This is a genomic window from Rhodococcus sp. NPDC003382, assembly GCF_053589135.1.
Genome location: NZ_JBSFRH010000009.1, coordinates 43,196 through 61,678, shown reverse-complemented (window position 1 = coordinate 61,678; position 18,483 = coordinate 43,196). Strand labels below are relative to the sequence as shown.

Below are 18,483 nucleotides of genomic sequence, written 5' to 3'. Positions count from 1 at the left end.
CCGTTCACCGGAAGCCCGTCGGGCGGCTCGCGCACGAATCGACTGAAGTCAGTCTGTGGAGGTTGCGGTGCAGATACTCGAACAAGCCCAGGACTCCCCCGCGGCGGGCAACGTCAAGGCGCAATGGGTGAGCCTGTGGACCGCACCCGCGGTCGCGGCCGTGCTGCTGGTGGCATGCCTGGCGTTCCCCGGCTTCCGGCCCCCGATGCCCCCCACCCTGCCCACCGACGAGGTCGCCGCGTTCTACCGGGAGAACACCGCGTGGATCCGGTTCAGCATGGTCACGTTCAACCTCTGCGGAATCATGATCCTGCCGCTGTTCACGGTGATCGTGGTCCAGATGAAACGCATGCGGCAGAGTCACGTGTTCGCCTACTGCTACCTCACCGCGATCGTCAGCGGCGCAACGATCTTCGCGCTGTCGAACATCTTCTTCCTCGTCGCCGCGTTCCGCCCGGAACGCGACCCCGAACTGGTGATGCTCCTCAACGACCTCGCGTGGATCGTGTTCATCGCCCCGATCGGCATGGTGGTCAGCCAGTTCCTGCTGCTGGCGGCCGCGATCTACTTCGACCACGGACCCGACCCGGTGTTCCCGCGCTGGGTGGGGCACTACTCGCTGGCGACCGCGGTCGCGATGATCCCGGCCGCCGGTGCCGCGGTCGTGCAGACCGGCCCGCTGGCGTGGGACGGACTGCTCTCGTTCTGGTTGCGCAACGGCGCCTTCGCCCTGTTCATGATCGTGATGTTCTTCGTGCTGCGCCGGACGCTGCGCCGGCAGGCCCTCTCCGAAGGCCTGATCCGATGAGCACCCTGATCCCGGACCGCGACGTCACCCCACGGCCGGCACGCGGCGGCAGGCCCGACGTCCGGTTCGTCTACTGGATCTTCCCGGGCTTCTACGCGGCGTTCGGCGTGATCATCTGCCTGCTGACGCGGGTGACGCCACCGCCGCGGCCGGACGTGTCGACCGCGCAGAAGGTCGAGTTCTTCGCGCAGCATCACACCACGATCCAGATCGGATTCTGCCTGCTGCTCGTGCTGCTCGGCGGCGCCGCGATCACCAACGGACTGGTCGCCTACCACATGACACGCATGTCGGTCGGTTCCGTCTTCGCCTACGGCTACATCGGCGGCATGGCGGTCGGCGCGCTGCCCGGCTTCCTGCTCGTCGCCGCGTGCTTCCTCACCGCGACCTTCCGGCCCGACCGCGACCCCGAACTCGTCGGCCTGCTCTACGACCTGGGCATGCTGTCCTACAACGGTTCGCTCGGCTGCTTCTCCGCCGCATATCTGGTCCTGGCGATCGCGATCCTCTACGACCGGAACAACATCTTCCCGAAATGGTTTGCGTACGTGAGCATCTGGCAGATCGTCACCGAGGTGATCGCGACCCAGATGTTCGCCTTCGCGTCGGGGCCGTTCGCCTGGAACGGCTCGATCGCCTTCTGGCTTGCCGTCGTCGTGTTCTGCGTGTGGCTGGGAGCGCTGATGGTTCTGCTGAAACAGGCGACCGCACGTGAACCCGCCTACTCGCCGGGTCGGACCGAGGAAACCGCGTCATGAACCGTCCGAGTTCGATACCCGTACCGGCACAGACCGCCATCCCGGTCACCGCCCGCACCGCCGCACCGAGCCGGCACCTGCCGGGCGATCGCGACATGTGGGTCATGGTGCTCGGCGACATGCTCATCTTCGGTGGCTACTTCGTCATCTTCATGATCTACCGATCGATGACGCCGGAAGCCTTCCTCGAAGCCCAGCAGCATCTCGACGTGGATATCGGGGTGATCAATACCGTTGTGCTGCTGACTAGTTCGTGGTTCGTCGCACTCAGCGTCCCCGCGGTCCGGAACGGCCGGCACGAACACGGGATCCGGCTGGTGTACGCCGCGGGCGCGTGCGGCGTGCTGTTCACGGCGCTGAAGCTCTACGAGTGGTGCACCAAGATCACCGGCGGGCAGACCAACTCCGAGATGTTCTACTCGTTCTACTACGTGCTCACCGGCGTCCACCTGCTGCACGTGCTGATCGGCCTCGTCGTCCTCGGGGTCGTCGCGCGCGAACTGCGCAATCCCGCCCGGCGCAGGGTGTCGATGGTCGAATCCGGAGCGGTCTACTGGCACATGGTGGACCTGCTCTGGGTGGTCATCTTCGCTCTGCTCTACGTCATGAGGTGACCGGTGACCACAACAACCACTCGACCCGGAACGTCGACGCGCACGATCACCGTCACGTGGCTCGTGCTCACGGCCGTCACGATCGCCTCGTGGTGGCTGGCACCCGGCCATTCGCCGACCGCGGTCGGTGCCAGCGCACCGATCACCGTGCTCGTCCTCGCCCTGGCCGCCGTGAAGTGCCGCCTGATCATCCGGACGTTCATGGAGGTTCGCGGGGCCCCGCGCTGGTTGCAGTGGGCGACCGACGGCTGGCTCGTCACGCTGATCGCGACGGTGCTGGTGCTCTACCTGATCTGATCGATCGCGACCCTCACTCGGGGATCACCTGGAAGCCGGCGGTACCGACGGTGGTGGCGCCGTCGGCGCCGATCACCGTCGTCGTGATCGTGTAGTCACCCGGTGCGTCGAGGACCAGTTCGTGTGCGCGGACGCGACCCGAGCACGCGGCACTCCGGTCGGTGTGGCTGTAGTCGCCGGGGCCGGTCACCGTGGACACGACCTGGCAGGTCTCGTTCCATATTTCGGCTCCGGACTCGTCGATGGATCGCCATCGGAACACCACGCCCGCGGTGCCGTAGGTGGTCGCCTGGTACATGTCCGGTCCGACCAGATGCCCGCGCCCGCCCCGCTCGGTGAACACCCGGACCTGCTCGATCGCCGGAGGTCCGGGAGTGGATGTCGTCGTCACCGGTGTGGTGGCCGGGGTACTCGTGGGCGGAGCGACGACCCGCACCGGCGAGGTGGGGGCGGTGACGGTCACCGTCGGGGCGGGAGCCGTGACCGTCACGGTCGACGGCGGTGCGGCCACGGGTTCCGGCGCTTCCGGTTCCTCCCGGAGAACGAGCAGGTAGAGCACCGACAGTACGAGCGTCGCCACCGATGCTCCCGCGAGGGCTGCGATCAGCAAGGCTCCTCGTCCCGATCCGTTACGCCCTGGGCCCGGGTTGATCATCCGGTGATGGTGTCAGGCGATCGGGCACGGGAACATCGTCCGACCGAACGAAATCCTGGTCGGCCACCCCACGAAGAGGTGTCCGTGGTCAGTCGGTGCCGTGCTCGCCGAACAGATCCGGCAACCCGTCGGAGATGCGGTTCGGGAACTGAGGTTCCCGCTTCTCGAGGAACGCCTCGACACCTTCGCGCACGTCGTCGGAGGTGCCGCGGACGTAGATGCCGATGGACTCCGCCCGGTGCGCGACCTCCGGGCTCGACGCACCGAGCATCCGCCACATCAGTTGCCGGGTCAGGGCCACCGAGACCGGCGCGGTCCCGGTCACCAGTTCGCGGGCGACCTCGAGGGCACGGTCGAGAACGCGCTCGGCCGGGACGATTTCGCGCACGAGGCCACGCGCGAGCGCTTCGTCCACGGGCACCATCTTGCCGCCGGCCGTCCACTCGACGGCGGTGGAGATCCCCACGACGCGGGGCAGGAACCACGTGGAGCAGGCCTCCGGTACCAGCCCGCGGCGTGCGAACACGAATCCGAATTTAGCTGTGTCCGAAGCGATCCGGATGTCGGCGGGCAGCGTCATGGTGACGCCGACCCCCGCGGCGGGACCGTTGATCGCGGCGATCACCGGCTTGGTGGAGCGGAAGATCCGCAGCGAGACCAGACCGCCCGTGTCGGCGGGTGCGCCACCGGTGTCGGGATCGTCGTCGAGGACGAACGTGTCGCCACCCGCCCCGAGGTCCGCGCCGGCGCAGAAGGCACGACCGGTTCCGGTGAGCACGATCGCGCGCACGTCGTCGTCGGCGTCGATCTCGTCGAAGGCCGCGAGGAGCCGGTCGCACATCTCGGTGGTGAATGCGTTGAGCCGATCGGGGCGGTTCAGACGCACGATCGCGACGGCTCCGTCGCGCTCGACTACAACGGATTCCTCGGTACCGGTCTCGGACACGGGCGCCCATCCTTTCAGAGGGTTCGAGCCTTCTGGGTTCGGCCCAACCTACCCGTAGGCTCCCGTCGGGACGCCCGAAGGACTAGTGTTCGGTTGTATGCGCAGGACGGCGAAGATGTTCGCGACGGCTGCGGCACTGACGACGATCATGGTGGGACCCCAGTCCGCATGGGCAGCACCGATACCGGTCCCGACCCCCGACGGGACGGTGAGCGCCCCCGCGCGCACGCAGATCTCGTTCGCTCCCCTGTCCGGCGCCCGCACCGGAACGGCGAACGAACACGAATCCCGCACGGCGATGTCGATCATCAAGCTCTACCTCGCCGAGTACGTGGTCCGGCACGGTGATCCCGCGGATCGTGACGCCGCGGTCGAGATGATCCGATCGTCCCACGACGGGATCGCCGAGCGACTGGCCTCGAAGTACCCGGGCGCGATCGCGGCGACGATCGCCGAGTTCGGGCTCGTCGACTCCTACGCCTCCGGATACTGGGGAACCGCGACGACCTCGACCTACGACATGGTCACCTATCTGGATACGAAGATTCGGACCGACCCCGGATCACCGGTGCTCGCGGCGATGTCGTCGGCCAATGATCGGGCGGCGGACGGAACCGCCCAGAACTTCGGTACCGCGCGGTTGCCGGGAGTGGTCGGCACCAAGTGGGGGTGGACGGACGATCGCAGTTCCGCGCACGCGTCGGCGTCGTTCGGACCGGATTTCGTGGTCGCCGCGTCGACCTACGGTTCGGCCGAGCAGCTTTCGTCCGACGTGACCGCCGCATTCACCGACGGTCCGGCCAACCCATCGCCTTCGGATCCGTTCTGCATTCCGATCGCGCCGCCGCTGTGCATACCGGGGACAGCGGTGGCGAGTCCCTAGTATTTTTGCCGCCATGACCAGTTCGTGGCAGGACCCCGATGCCGTCGAGTTCATGCTCGACGAGTGCGACACGTGGGCCGTCGTCGGGTTGTCGGGTGATCCGAGCCGGACCGCGTACGAGATCGCGGAGTTGTTGCAGTCGCGCGGTAAGCGAATCGTGCCGATTCACCCGTCGGCGCCGACGGTCCTCGGCGAGCAGGGCTACGCGACCCTCGCGGACGTCCCGTTCCCGATCGACGTCGTCGACGTGTTCCGGCGTTCGGAGGCTGCCGGCGAGTTCGCGGACCAGGCGGTGGACGTCGGCGCGAAGGCCGTGTGGTTCCAGCTCGGCGTCGTGGACGAGGACGCGTTCGACCGGACGATCGCGGCGGGTGTCCCGATGGTCATGGATACGTGCCCGGCGATCGAGTGGCGCAAACGCGGCTCGCGGTGAGTCAGCCGTTCAGCGGAACGCGTCGCCCTTTGTCCACGCAGCCTTGACGCGTTCGACGATCCGGTCGTGCAGCTTCGACGCTGTGCGCCACCGCATCGCGAGCCGGTCGTAGTCCATGTTGTGTTCGGCCACGATGTCCTTGAGCTGCTCGAGTTCCAGAGGAGCCAGCCGCGCGCGCAGTCCATCCTCACCGTCGGTGCGGTACACCGCGAACGGGTCGAACGGGCCCGGGGACCGCTTGCCGCGCCGCGCAACCGGTTTCCTCTCGGCCGGTTGCTTGTCGACCGGCGTCGCCGCGACCGGCGCCGGCTGGGGGCTCGCCGGTTCTGCCGCTGCCGCAAGGACACCGGAGAGTGCCTTCGCGAATCTCGGTGTGCGCGAGGCCTCGTCGGCGACGACCTGGACGAGCTTGATCAACGCGGTCGCCACGGCCGGTGTGCTCTCGCTCAGGCGCAGCAGGGCCGCACCGGCCTCCCCGAGTTGCAGGCGTAGTCGGGCCTCGCTTCGGTCGATGTCGGTCACAGCATTACCTGCGCATTCATGAGCACGTCCTCGGTGAGCATGCGCAGTGCGTCGTACTGTCCGCTGTTGCCGTACTTGCGCTTGAGCGTGCCGTACGGCACGAAGTCCGCGGACTGCGCGATCTGCGTGGCCTCCGGGATCCACGACGGTGCGACATTGGCGGTCTTCTCGTCGCGCTGCAGTCGCTCGATCGTGCTGCGGTGCAGATTCGACGCGCTGCGGTACTTGGTGATGACCAGCCCGATCTCCTTGATCGGATGACCGACCCGCTCGGCGAACTTCTTCACGCGGGACTGGAGTTGCGGAATTCCGTAGGTGGACAAGATGTCCGGGATCGTCGGGATGATGTATCCGTCGGCGAGCCGCAGGCCGTTGAGGGTGAGCATACCGAGGTTCGGCGGGCAGTCCACGAGGATGTAGTCGTAGCCGTCGGCGATCGGGGCGATCGCGGAGGACAGCACTTCGATCGGGCGGGTCGAGACCGGATCGGCGTACTGCTGGTGGCTCAGTCCCTCCTGGATGTCCATGAGATCGAGCGACGATGCGAGCAGGTCCACGCCCTTGACCGTCTTGACGGACGAGACGTTGCGCTGCAGCGCCTTCTCGATGTCGAAGTCGGGCGCCGACGGATCGACGGCCTTGCGGAACAGTGTCGCGAGGGTCCAGCCGAGTTCGTTGAGTTCCTGCCAGCGTTCCTCGCCGACCATCATGGTGGTCAGGTTGGTCTGCGGATCGAGGTCGATGAGCAGCACCCGCTGCCCGAAGTCGGCGGCCATGAACTCCGCCAGTGCCGCGGTCGTCGTGGTTTTCCCGACGCCGCCCTTCAGGTTGATCGTCGCGATAACCCGCGCCACCACCCGCTCCCTCCGCAAGAACCTCTCGTTGCGCGGGCAACTATACGTCGGTGTGGGTGTGTGGCTTCCGAGCAGGTCAGGGGAACTCGATGATCGCGCGACCCACGATCTCCCCGCGTCCGAGGGCCCGGTATGCCTCGTCGACGTCGTCGATCCCGTAGCGGCGGGTGATCACGCTCTCGGGACGGACCGTCCCGGCGGCGACCATCGCGAGCAGGGCCGGCATGTCGGTGCGGGCGCGGGCGCCGTAGGAGCCGCGAATCTCGAGCTTGCGCCGCACCAGCCGAGCGAGGTCGATCTCGCCGGTCGACCCGGCCGGGGCGATACCCACCACGACGGCACGTCCGCCGTCGTCGAGGACGTTGAGGGCGGTCGCGAACGTGTCGGCGCGGCCGAGCGCTTCGAAGGCGACGCGGACACCGGTGCCGCCGGTCAGTTCGCGAATCGCCTCGACGGGATCGGTGACCGAGGAGTTCACGGTGTGCGTCGCTCCGAGTTTCGTGACGGCGTCGAGTTTGTCGTCGCTGACGTCGACGGCGATGATCTGCGTCGCACCGGCGGCCTTCGCGAACTGGACGATGCTGGAGCCGACCCCGCCGGCCGCGATCACCGCGACGCGGTCGCCGACGACAACCTGCGCGACGTTCGCGACCGCGCCGTACGCGGTGAACGAACTGCACCCGAGGATCGACACCTCACCGAGGCCCACACCGTCGGGGACTCGGAACACGTCGGTGGCGGGAACGACGCAGTATTCGGCGAGTCCGCCCATCGAGTACATGGCCAGCGGAGTGCCGTCGGCGCGGGACAGCCGCGTCTCGCCGTCGTAGAGGGTGCCGCCGAGCCGGTTGTACGCGAAGAACTTCTCGCACAGGTCCTCGGCGCCGCGCACGCAGTGACGGCAGGTGCCGCACGGCATGATGAAGCTGCACACGACCGGGTCGCCGACCGCGAGTCCCTCGACGTCGTCACCGAGTTCGGCGACGGTGCCCGAGACCTCGTGCCCGAGGACCGCGGGCACCGGGAACGCGACCTCCGACCGGAGTACGTGCAGGTCGGTGTGGCACACCCCGCACGCGGAGACCTTCACCAGAACCTCGCCGCGGCGCGGGGCCGGGCGTGGGATGTCCTCGACGACGAGGGTCGGTGCGTTTCCTTCGAACACAGCAGCTTTCACGGCGTGGCGCCTTCCGTTCGGTGTCGTCGGACACGCTCACGCTAGTACTACATCGACGGTCCCCGCGGCAAGAGTCGCCGGACTCTGGCCGATTCCCTCCACCCCGCTGTAGGACTACAGTGGAAAGCAACTGACTACGGTCGTAATCAGATGGAGGGGGCGTATGCGCACCATCGACACACTCGGAGATCTCGTCTCTCCACTCGGCGGCTCGATCAACGCCGCCAACGTGATCATGCAACTCGCTCATCCCGGTGTCGGGCAGGGCGTGGTCGACAGCAAGGTCGACTCCGGCCGGGCCGACCTGCACCCCGTCAAACGTGCCCGCACCACCGGCACCTACCTGGCCGTCGCCGTGTTCGGCACCGAGGACGACCGCGACTTCATCCGTGAATCCGTGAAGAAGATCCACGCGCGTGTCACCTCCGAGCCCGATTCCGTCGTGCGGTACAGCGCCAACTCCCCCGCGCTGCAGCGGTGGGTGGCGCTGTGCCTGCTCAAGTACTTCATCGACCAGCACGAACTGCTCTACGGCCCGCTCACCGAGGAGGAATATCACCGGATCCTGCTCGACGGCAGCACCCTCGGGACGACGCTGAACGTGCGCCCCGAGGCCTGGCCGACCACCCGCACCGAGTACGAGAGGCTCTGGAAGGAGGGGGTCGCGGAGATCTCGATGAACGACGAAGTGCGCGAATACCTCACCGCACTGTGCAATCTCGCTGTTCTCCAGGTGCGCCTCGGCCGGGTGGGTCGCGCGATCCACCGCACGCTCGGGACGCCGTTCGAACTGGTCACACGCGGCGCGCTGCCGCCGGAGTTCCGCGACGTCATGCACTACCCCTGGACCGCCGACGACCAGCGGCGATTCGACCGCTACCTCCGGGCGGTCCGCCGACTCCACCGGGTGACCCCGCACGTGTGGCCGCTGCTGTGGAAGGCCTACCTCGTGGACATGCGCACCCGTCGGCGCCTGGGCCTGCGCGTCTTCTGACCGCGCTATCTGCCCTTGGCTTCGACAGCGATCGTGCCGCGCGCCCCACCGGGCGCAGCGGTCACGGCCGAATCGGCGGTGGCGTAGCCGTGCAGGTCGAGGCTCGGGGCATGGTCGAGGACCGCTCGCACGACGGAGTTTCCGGACAGGAAGATGATGACGCCGTCCGCGCCGGCGGTGGGCAGGTTCTCCCAGAGCGTGCTCTCGGTGCCGATGCTGCGGTTCACCTCGCTCATCAGCAGCGGCACACGGAAGTAGTACATGCGGTCCCATCCGCTGATGCCCGCGGCTTCGGCGACCTCACCGAGTGTGCGGGATTCTCCGTCCGCCAGAACCTTTTCGAAGGCGGTTTCGAGGACCGGGTCCTCCACGATCTCGACGGTGTTCGGACCGCCGCCGCAGGCCGCTCCCGTCGCCGCCACCGCGGCAGCCAGCCCCAGAATCGTCAGCTTCCGCGCCCAGCACGACGCCACTCCGGTAACTCCTGTCACTCGCCCCCCACCACGACGGCGAGAAAGCTATCACCCGGACCGGAGCAAATCCACGGGCGGTCAGACCGGAGGCCGCTCCCTCGCGGTGAGCACTGCGATGTCGCCACGCAGGGCTGCCTGCAGGGACCGGATGGAGCCGGCCGCGGCGTCGACCTGATCCCCCACGAAATGCGTGTTCTCCGCGGACAATTCACGAGCTCCCGAACGTCCGATGAGGCGGTCGATGCGCTCGTCCAGGCTGGCGGTACGTTCGGCGATCCGGTCGTGACGCAACTGCTCCTCCGCCGTGGTGAGCAGATCACCGATGCGCGCGAGCGCCGCGACGCGGTCGACGAGCTGATCCCACACCGCCTCCAGCGCTGTCGCCCTCGCCTCGAGCCCGGCGCGCGCGGCCGGCGCGCTACGTGCCGCGTCGGCGAGTTCCGCGAGCAGCCCGCGCAGGGCGACGGTGTCGACGGCGATCTGGGTGAGTTCGTCGGCCAGATCCAGTTGTGCGCGTTGGACGACGAGTTGCTCGGAGTTCCACGCAGCAGACATTTCGATGCGGTCGTAGAGGCTGCCCGCGAGAAAGAGAAGTGTGTCGTAACGGTCGACGAATCGATCGTCGTCCTCGGGAACCCGGCGGGACAACGCGTCGGCGGCCCGGCGACCCACAGCTTCGGCGGGGGTGCCTTCGGACCAGCGGGCGACCCGCTCGACGGCGACGCCGAGCACGGCGCCGCGCGCCTGGGCGGTGACCGGCACCGACACCGGTACGGGGGTGCGCTGCAGCGCGGCGAACAGCGCGTCGCGCTGCGCCGGATCGAGGTGCACGCCGTCGCGGCGGTCGCGGCGCACGGCCCGGACGCCCTGCGCATAGTGCGCCGGGGAGTGCACGAACGCGCGGTGTGCGGCGCGCAGGCGCTTGTCGAGTTCGAGTGCGCGGTACTCGAACACGAGCCGTGTCGCGCCGGGGCGCAGTTCCGCAGCGCGCGACGCGATGCGCGCGTGTTCGTCGGTGAGCCGGCGCAGGTCTCCGAAGCCGTCGAGGGTGGGCAGGGGCCGGCCCGTGCGGCGTCGGACCGCGAGGATCTCGCGGGTTTCCTCGTCGAGGTGCCCGGCGGCCAGGCACAGGGCTGCGGCGTCGCTCAGCGGCGCGTGCCGGCCGTCGATGCGGGCGCGATCGCACCACTGCCGCACCTGGCGGTCGATGCGCTCGCGGCGCAGCGCGGGCGAGTCGAACGTGTGCTCGTCGGACATCATTCAGGGCCTCCTCGCGGTGTCCGGACCCTTCCACTGTTCCAGAATCCGTGACGGTGCGACACGGACACCGCCCGCGAGCCACCGAAAGCGGCCCGTCGACGTGCCGTCGTTTTGCAGACCGCCGGGTCGGATTGCGTGAGATGGGTCACAGAAGTCGCGGATTCCGCCCGATTTGTCGTGCTCTTTCTTGACAGATGGATGAATTTGTCAAGTTGCCGACGGCATGTGACGGCGATACCGGCGGGTAACCTCCCGATCGGCACCGGCCGCGTGGTTACCCGTCGGTGTTACCCCGGAGTACGTGCGTGACGCTCGCCACACTCCGCATGGTTGACCCTTCATCGAAAGTCCAATTCGCGCTCTGCGCAACGCTTTCCACCACACGAAGGGTGGATGCGCAAGACCCCCAGGGTGTCGACATCCAAAACGTGACAAACCCTCATGTTTGGTCCATGCTTGTTACCGGAAGGATTACCCGTGCAGGGGCGGTCATCGACGACGATGGCCGAATGTGGCGGGAAACCTGCCGCAGAGCCGTCCGCCGGGCCGGGGTCGTCCTGGCACTTCGGACCCATGACCTGCCTTGCCCATCATGAGGAGTCGATCGATCACATGCACACGTCCGCGTTGTCAATTCGTGACATTGTCGGCGTTCTGATCGGTTAATTTGTCTTCCTCATCGGGGCGGAGTTTCGACGAGCGTCGCTACGAGCGCGCACAACCTTGGAGAACGGTGGCAACGAGTATGTTCAAGCGGATCGCAGTGGTCAACAGGGGTGAGGCGGCAGTCCGTCTCATCCGCGCAGTCCGGGAGCTCAACTCCGAGCACAACTACGACATCAAGACGATCGCGCTGCACACCGACGCCGAACGGCGGGCCATGTTCGTCCGCCAGGCCGACGAAGGCGTCACCCTCCGGCCGTCCACCACGGCCGCGACGTCCTACCTCGACCACGCCGAGCTCGAGCGCGCCCTCATCGAAGCGAAGGCCGACGCCGTGTGGGTCGGCTGGGGCTTCGTCGCCGAGGACCCCGCGTTCGCGGACCTGTGCGCCAAGCTGGGCATCACCTTCATCGGCCCGTCCGCCGAAGCCATGCGCCTGCTCGGCGACAAGGTCGAAGCCAAGATCCTCGCCGAGAAGGTCGGCGTGCCCGTCGCGCCGTGGTCCGGCGGTCCGGTCGAGAACCGCGCCGACGCCCGCCGCCACGCCCAGGCCATCGGCTACCCGCTGATCATCAAGGCCCGCTCCGGCGGTGGCGGTCGCGGCATCCGCAAGGTGTACGCGGAGGACGAGCTCGAACTCGCCCTCGAACGCACCCAGGGTGAGGCCGAGCGTTCCTTCGGCGACCCCGTCGTGTTCATCGAGCGTCTCGTCACCGACGCCCGCCACGTCGAGGTGCAGGTCATCGCCGACAACCACGGCAACGTGTGGGCACCCGGTGTGCGCGACTGCTCCATCCAGCGCAAGAACCAGAAGGTCATCGAGGAATCCGCGTCGCCGCTGCTCACCAAGGAGCAGTCCGATCACCTGCGCAAGGTGTCCGCGGACCTGGTGCGTGCCGCCGGATACAGCGGCGCCGGCACCGTCGAGTACCTGTACCAGCCCGACCTGAAGATCTTCACGTTCCTCGAGGTCAACACCCGCCTGCAGGTCGAGCACCCCATCACCGAGGCCACCACCGGCATCGACCTGGTGAAGCTGCAGATCCTCGTCGCCGCCGGCGAGGCCCTGCCCGGCGACTGCCCCACCGAGTTCGGGCACGCCGTCGAGGCCCGCCTCAACGCCGAGGACGCCGACAACGGCTTCGCTCCGGCGCCCGGCACCGTGCAGCTGCTGAAGTTCCCGCTCGGCTCCGGTCTGCGCGTCGACACCGGTATCGCCCAGGGCGACGTCATCCCGCCCGACTACGACTCGATGGTCGCCAAGATCATCGCGTGGGGCCGTGACCGCGACGAGGCCCTGGCCCGTCTGCGCACCGCGCTGCGCGAGACCACCGTCGTCCTCGACGGTGGCACCACCACCAAATCGTTCCTGCTCGAACTGCTCGACCGCACCGAGGTCATCGACGCCTCCGCCGACACCGGCTGGCTCGACCGCACCGGCGCCGGCACCGCCACCGGCCCCAGCCGGGTCGCGGACGTCGCGCTGATCTCCACCGCCATCGACGTGTACGACGCCGACGAGGCCCGCGAACGCTCCGCGTTCCTCACCTCCGCGCGCGGTGGCCGCCCCCGCGCCGGCCACACCGTCGGCCGCAAGATCGAGCTGAGCTACCAGGGTCAGGCCTACGAGCTGTTCGTCGGCCAGGTCGGCCCGCACCGCTACCGCGTCGAAACCGGCAGCGGCGAACTGGATGTCGACGTCGATCGTCTCGGCGAGTACGAATCGCGCGTGACGGTCGCCGGACGTCGCCACCATGTCGTCTCCATCGCCGGACCCGCGCACTTCCTCGTCGAGGTCGACGGTGTCAGCCACCAGATCAGCCAGGACGAGGCCGGTGTCGTGCGCACGCCCGCACCCGCCGTCGTCGTCGCCGTGCCCGTCGCCGTCGGCGACGAGGTCGAGGCCGGCCAGACGCTCGTGGTGCTCGAGTCCATGAAGATGGAAACCGCCGTCCGCGCACCCTTCGCCGGCAAGGTCCGCGAAGTCCTCGCGGTCGTGAACTCGCAGGTCGACGCGGGCGCTCCGCTGCTGCGCGTCGACCAGGTCGCCGAGGAGACCGTCACCGCGGTCGTCGAACGCGTCCAGTTCCCGGCCCCCGCGCCCGCGATCACCGGTGACGCCGGTGCCGACGCCCTCGCGCGCATCGACGCCCTCGAAGCGCTGATCACCGGCTACGACGTGTCCGCCAAGCGCACCGCGACCCTGCTGAGCGAGTACGACCGCCTGCGCAGCGAGGCCGGCAAGCAGTGCGATCTGGTCCGCGCCGAGCTGTCGCTGCTCACCACGTTCGCGGACGTGTGCGAGCTCTCGCGCAACAGGCCCACGCAGGACGAGGAGTCGGGCGACAACCGGGTGCACAGCCCCCGCGAGTACTTCCACGGCTACCTGCAGTCCCTCGACGTCGAGGTCGGCGGCCTGCCGGACAGCTTCCGCACCCGCCTGTCGCGCGCACTGCGTCACTACGACGTCGATTCGCTCGACCGCACCGGCGAACTCGAGGAAGCCGTCTATCGGCTGTTCCTGGCGCAGCAGCGCATCGAGACCGCGGTGCCGGTGGTGTCGGCGCTGCTCGAGCGGTGGCTCGCGAACGTCGAGACCCCGCGCCTGTCGCACGAACTCAACGAGGTCCTGGACCGGCTGATCGTCGCCACCCAGGTGCGCTACCCGCTCATCGGTGACGCCGCCCGCAACCTGCGGTTCCGGTTCTTCGAGGAGCCGGTCATCCGCAAGGCCCGCGAGCAGGTGTACGACGGGGTGCGCGGCAGCCTCGCGTACCTCGCCGACAACCCTCAGGCCGCCGACTACGCGCAGCGCATCGAGACCCTCGTCGCGACGCCCGAGCCGCTGATCGACCTGCTCGCGCAGCAGATCACCCGCCCGGAATCGGTGCCGGGACCGCTGCTCGAGGTGATCACCCGCCGCGCCTACAAGATCCGCACCCTCGAGGACGTGCAGTCCTACACGGTCGACGGCCGCCAGTTCGTCACCGGAAACTTCGACCTGCGCGGCACCCGCCTGTACCTCATCTCCGCCGAGGCACGGCATGCCGAGCTGTCGGCCGCGCTCGACTCGGTCGAGGCCGCTGCGAAGCCGCTGCCGAGCATCGAGAACCTCGTCGTCGACCTGTACGTGGCGTGGAACGACGCCCCGGCCGACGCCGACGCCCAGGCCGAGGCGCTGCGCACCGAGCTGCTCGCCCGCCCGGTCACCGCCACGGCTCGCCGCGTCACGGTCACGGTGTGCCACACCGACACCGCCGAGGAGCACGTCTTCACGTTCCGCCCGTTCGCCAGCGGATACGCCGAAGAGCACAACATCCGCGACATCCACCCGCTGACCGGTCAGCGACTGGATCTGTGGCGGCTGAAGAACTTCGTCGGCACCCGCCTGCCCGCGAACCCGGACACGTACCTGTACCACCTTGTCGCCAACGAGAATCCGTCCGACGAGCGGTTCATCGCGCTCGCCGAGGTCCGCGACATCGCGCCGCAGCGTGACGAGACCGGTGCGATCGTGGCGCTGCCCGCGTTCGAGCGGGCGCTGGCCAGCTGCCTCGACGGCATGCGCCGGGCGCAGGCCGCCCGCGGCAACCGCCGCCTCGACTCGAACCGCGTGGTGCTGTTCGTGTGGCCGGTCGTCGAACTGACCCTCGACGAGCTCAAGCGCGTCGGGCAGGGTGCGGCGCCGATCACCGTCGGTGCCGGGCTCGAGGAGATCACCGTCATCGGCTGGCTGCGCGACAACCCGGAATCCCCGGCACGCGAAGTGGCGCTGCGGTTCTCGTACCGCTCCGGCGCCGGCGTCGTCGCCCGGGTGACCGAGCCGCCGAAGGAGCCGCTGAAGCCGCTCGACGAGTACACCCAGAAGGTCCAGCGCTCCCGGGCGCGCGGCACGGTGTACCCGTACGAGCTGGTTCCGCTGCTCACCAAGGGCAACGGCAGCTTCGTCGAATACGACTTCGACGCCTCCGGCGAGCTCGTACCGGTGGACCGCCCGTACGGCCGCAACACCGCGGGCCTGATCGTCGGCGTCGTCACCACCAAGACCGCGCGGTACCCCGAGGGCATGACCCGTGTCGCGCTGTTCGGCGACCCGACCAAGGCGCTCGGCACGGTCGCCGAGGCCGAGTGCTCCCGCATGGTCGCCGCGATCGACCTCGCCGAGAAGCTCGGCGCCCCGGTCGAATGGTTCGCCCTCTCCTCCGGCGCGACCATCTCGATGGACTCCGGCACCGAGAACATGGACTGGGTGTCGCGTGGCCTGCGCCGCATCATCACGTTCACGCAGAACGGCGGCGAGATCAACGTCGTCGTCACCGGCATCAACGTCGGCGCGCAGCCGTACTGGAACGCCGAAGCGACGATGCTCATGCACACCAAGGGCATCCTCGTGATGACCCCCGACAGCGCGATGGTGCTCACCGGTAAGCAGTCGCTCGACTACTCCGGTGGTGTCTCGGCCGAGGACAACTTCGGTATCGGTGGATACGACCGCGTCATGGGCCCGAACGGGCAGGCGCAGTACTGGGCACCGAACGTCTCGGCCGCCGTCGAGATCCTGTTCGGGCACTACGAGCACGCGTACCTCGCACCGGGAGAACGCTTCCCGCGCAAGGCCGAGTCGAACGACCCGATCGACCGCGACGTCCGGGTGTACCCGCACGTGCACCCGTCCAGCGACTTCACGACCGTCGGGGACATCTTCTCCTCGGAGACGAACCCGGATCGCAAGAAGCCGTTCGACATCCGCACGGTGATGCGCGCCGTCGTCGACCAGGACCACGCGGTGCTCGAGCGCTGGGCCGACATGGCCGACGCCGACACCTCCGTGGTGTTCGACGCCCACCTCGGTGGCCACGCGGTCACGGTCGTCGGCATCGAGTCCCGCGCGATCGCCCGCAAGGGCTGGTTCCCGACCGACGGACCGGACCAGTGGACGTCGGGCACGCTGTTCCCGAAGTCGTCGAAGAAGACGGCCCGCGCGATCAACGCGGCGAGCGGTAACCGGCCGCTGGTCGTGCTCGCGAACCTGTCGGGCTTCGACGGTTCCCCCGAGTCGCTGCGCAACCTGCAGCTCGAGAACGGCGCCGAAATCGGCCGAGCCATCGTCAACTTCGACGGCCCGATCGTGTTCGTCGTGGTCTCCCGCTACCACGGTGGCGCGTTCGTGGTGTTCTCCGGCGCACTGAACGAGAACATGGAAGTGCTCGCGGTCGAGGGCTCGTTCGCGTCGGTGCTCGGTGGCGCACCCGCCGCGGCGGTCGTGTTCACCCGCGACGTGAACAAGCGCACCGCGTCGGACCCCCGTGTCGTCGAACTCGAGGCTCAGCTCGCCGCCGCCGAGGACGGCGAGAAGGCCCGCCTCGGTGTCGAACTCGCGACGCTGCGCACCGCGGTGCGGTCGGAGAAGCTCGGTGAGGTGGCCGCCGAATTCGAGGCGATCCACAACATCCAGCGCGCCCAGGAGGTCGGTTCGGTGCACCGGATCGTGCCGGCAGCCGAACTGCGTCCGCAGATCATCGCCGCCATCGAACGAGGCATCGCCAAGACCCTCGCGTAACACGGCAGTAGCCGAAGGGCCCCGCACCTATGCAAGGTGCGGGGCCCTTCGGCGTCTCGTGCTGTGGGTCGTGGGTGTGGTTGTGGCCCGCGGTTTTCCGAGCGAATGTACCGCTCGTCTCCTCAGACCGACCGAATGTGCCACTCGCTCGGAAGGGGGCGGGGTTCGCTCGGAAGGGGGCGGGGTTCGCTCGGAAGGGCGGCAGGTTCGCTCGGGAGAACCGGGGTCAGTCGAGGGTGCGGATCCAGTCCGCGACCACTCGCGCGACGTCGTGGGGAGCCTCGGGGATCAGCGCGTGCCCGCAGCCCGGAATCAGGGCCGTGGTGACCTTGTCGGCGCCGAATTCGTCGACGAGCTCGCTGCGGGTCTCGGCCGGACGGAAGACGTCCTCACCGGCCTGTACGTCCAGCAGCGGCGACGGCGCGACCGTCCACCACGATTCCTTGTCGGTCGCCGCCATCGCGGCACGCTGGGCGATGATCGCTTCGGGCCACCAGCCTCCCAGCCACTCGGACGGGTCGTGACCGGGCGCGAAGAACACCGCGGCGAGTTCTTCCAGGCGTTCCTCGTCCGGCAGGGTCAGATCCGAGCACCGGGCGACGCGTGCGGTCAGCGAACCGGGGAAACGTCGGGCGCCGGCGGCGAGGACGGCGACGCCGCGCACCAGGTCGGGCCGGTCCGCCGCCAGCACACGGGCGACGTAGTGGCCGAAGGCATGACCGGCCACCACGGCCGGTGCCGCATCGAGGCGCTCGAGCACCTCCGCGACGTCCCGAGCGAGATCGTGGAGGTCCAGACCGTCCATCGGGCCCGTGCTCGCGCCGATGCCACGCGGCTGGGGACGCAGCACCCGAAAACCGGCTGCGGCGAGATCGTGTGCGACAGGATCGAAGTCGAGGGAATCGCGTCCGAGGGACGGCAGCAGGACGACGGTGGGACCGGCGCCGTCGACGAGCACCTCCATCCGGACGTCGCCGAATCGGACCGTCTGGTTGTCACCCATGTCCGTCACCCTAGTGGGCCCTTGTGGGTGCACCCGATGGCCCCCTCTCCGGCACGGCGTGTCAAATCGGACGGATACCTCGGATCGGTGTGGCACCGAGCGCCAGTCAAACCCCAATGTGACCATGTTCACATCGGACGGGTCACTTCTTGAGGAGTCAACACGGACAAATGTTTCCGGTCCGTGACCTCGAACTATTGCTGCACTCAGTGCATTCCACACGCGGTCGGCAGCCTTACCCGCCACCGATGCACTCGCACGTCGTACTTTCGCTTGTACCAACGATTTTCAAAACATACCGACCGAATGTTGCTCATTATCTTGATACTTCAACCTCGAAACTCACGTACGCCAGTTCCCCTCGGCAGGTAAACAATTGGTGAAGTCCACCCGAACATGCCGTTGGCACGTACCCATCGGTACATGCTGGACGTATGACCAGTTCGATGCCCGAGACGGGCCCATCGAACGTCCAAATCTCTTCTGCACCCGCATTTTTCGAATTTCGGACCGCTTCGGTGGGGCCCAAAGTCCTGACCGCGAGACAGACATGACAAACCACGGGGGATGCTGCAGGATCGTT

Annotated in this window: 16 protein-coding genes; 8 read left to right on the top strand and 8 right to left on the bottom strand. The window is 68.1% G+C overall.

The window, feature by feature from the left end; genetic code table 11:
• The first annotated feature begins 67 nt into the window (after positions 1-67).
• The 4 genes from ACWDUD_RS08945 (at position 68) to ACWDUD_RS08930 (ending at position 2,477) form a co-directional block, all read left to right on the top strand.
• A complete protein-coding gene (locus ACWDUD_RS08945) occupies positions 68-808 on the top strand; it encodes a hypothetical protein (protein ID WP_450109096.1) in 741 nt (246 codons plus the stop codon).
• Positions 805-1,566, top strand: coding sequence for a hypothetical protein (locus ACWDUD_RS08940; protein WP_450109095.1), 762 nt, complete (start codon positions 805-807; stop codon positions 1,564-1,566). The genes ACWDUD_RS08945 and ACWDUD_RS08940 overlap by 4 nt, the downstream gene beginning before the upstream one ends.
• Before the next feature lie 95 nt (positions 1,567-1,661).
• On the top strand, positions 1,662-2,180 hold the full coding sequence (locus tag ACWDUD_RS08935; RefSeq protein WP_197255590.1) for a cytochrome c oxidase subunit 3: 519 nt from the start codon (positions 1,662-1,664) through the stop codon (positions 2,178-2,180).
• A 3-nt stretch (positions 2,181-2,183) separates the two neighbouring features.
• Positions 2,184-2,477, top strand: a complete 294-nt coding sequence (locus tag ACWDUD_RS08930; RefSeq protein WP_248675328.1) for a cytochrome C oxidase subunit IV family protein — start codon at positions 2,184-2,186, stop codon at positions 2,475-2,477.
• Positions 2,478-2,490: 13 nt separating this feature from the next.
• Here ACWDUD_RS08930 and ACWDUD_RS08925 read toward each other — a convergent pair whose 3' ends face one another.
• On the bottom strand, positions 2,491-3,087 hold the full coding sequence (locus tag ACWDUD_RS08925) for a hypothetical protein (RefSeq protein WP_450109094.1): 597 nt from the start codon (positions 3,085-3,087) through the stop codon (positions 2,491-2,493).
• Between the two features lie 133 nt (positions 3,088-3,220).
• A complete protein-coding gene (locus ACWDUD_RS08920) occupies positions 3,221-4,078 on the bottom strand; it encodes an enoyl-CoA hydratase-related protein (RefSeq protein ID WP_450109093.1) in 858 nt (285 codons plus the stop codon).
• A 97-nt stretch (positions 4,079-4,175) separates the two neighbouring features.
• Here ACWDUD_RS08920 and ACWDUD_RS08915 point away from each other — a divergent pair, with 97 nt between their 5' ends.
• Positions 4,176-4,961 (top strand): hypothetical protein, encoded by a 786-nt coding sequence (locus ACWDUD_RS08915; RefSeq protein ID WP_248675331.1) that lies wholly within the window; start codon positions 4,176-4,178, stop codon positions 4,959-4,961.
• A 13-nt stretch (positions 4,962-4,974) separates the two neighbouring features.
• Positions 4,975-5,394 carry a CoA-binding protein gene (locus ACWDUD_RS08910; protein ID WP_197255569.1) on the top strand — a complete coding sequence of 140 codons (420 nt, stop codon included), beginning with the start codon at positions 4,975-4,977 and terminating at the stop codon, positions 5,392-5,394.
• 9 nt (positions 5,395-5,403) lie between these two features.
• On the opposite strand, the gene ACWDUD_RS08905 is transcribed toward ACWDUD_RS08910, so the two are convergent.
• From ACWDUD_RS08905 to ACWDUD_RS08895, 3 genes are all read right to left on the bottom strand, one after another.
• A complete protein-coding gene (locus ACWDUD_RS08905; protein ID WP_450109092.1) occupies positions 5,404-5,916 on the bottom strand; it encodes a hypothetical protein in 513 nt (170 codons plus the stop codon).
• Positions 5,913-6,770: a ParA family protein gene (locus ACWDUD_RS08900; RefSeq protein ID WP_248675333.1), complete on the bottom strand. Its 858-nt coding sequence runs from the start codon at positions 6,768-6,770 to the stop codon at positions 5,913-5,915. The genes ACWDUD_RS08905 and ACWDUD_RS08900 overlap by 4 nt, the downstream gene beginning before the upstream one ends.
• A 76-nt stretch (positions 6,771-6,846) precedes the next feature.
• The gene (locus ACWDUD_RS08895) at positions 6,847-7,947 is read right to left on the bottom strand and encodes a zinc-binding dehydrogenase (protein ID WP_197255566.1); all 1,101 of its coding nucleotides are present in this window, start codon (positions 7,945-7,947) and stop codon (positions 6,847-6,849) included.
• A gap of 163 nt (positions 7,948-8,110) precedes the next feature.
• Between ACWDUD_RS08895 and ACWDUD_RS08890 the strand changes: the two genes are divergently transcribed.
• Complete coding sequence (locus ACWDUD_RS08890; protein WP_197255565.1) at positions 8,111-8,941, top strand: oxygenase MpaB family protein; 831 nt, start codon at positions 8,111-8,113, stop codon at positions 8,939-8,941.
• A 5-nt stretch (positions 8,942-8,946) separates the two neighbouring features.
• Here ACWDUD_RS08890 and ACWDUD_RS08885 read toward each other — a convergent pair whose 3' ends face one another.
• Positions 8,947-9,414, bottom strand: coding sequence for a hypothetical protein (locus tag ACWDUD_RS08885; protein WP_450109091.1), 468 nt, complete (start codon positions 9,412-9,414; stop codon positions 8,947-8,949).
• A gap of 78 nt (positions 9,415-9,492) precedes the next feature.
• On the bottom strand, positions 9,493-10,674 hold the full coding sequence (locus ACWDUD_RS08880) for a hypothetical protein (RefSeq protein ID WP_450109090.1): 1,182 nt from the start codon (positions 10,672-10,674) through the stop codon (positions 9,493-9,495).
• 745 nt (positions 10,675-11,419) lie between these two features.
• Between ACWDUD_RS08880 and ACWDUD_RS08875 the strand changes: the two genes are divergently transcribed.
• Entirely contained in the window at positions 11,420-16,897 is a 5,478-nt protein-coding gene (locus ACWDUD_RS08875) for an ATP-binding protein (RefSeq protein ID WP_450109128.1), read from the top strand.
• 226 nt (positions 16,898-17,123) lie between these two features.
• Here the strand turns inward: ACWDUD_RS08875 and ACWDUD_RS08870 are convergent, their stop codons facing one another.
• Positions 17,124-17,900: an alpha/beta fold hydrolase gene (locus tag ACWDUD_RS08870; protein WP_248675337.1), complete on the bottom strand. Its 777-nt coding sequence runs from the start codon at positions 17,898-17,900 to the stop codon at positions 17,124-17,126.
• Positions 17,901-18,483: the final 583 nt, after the last annotated feature.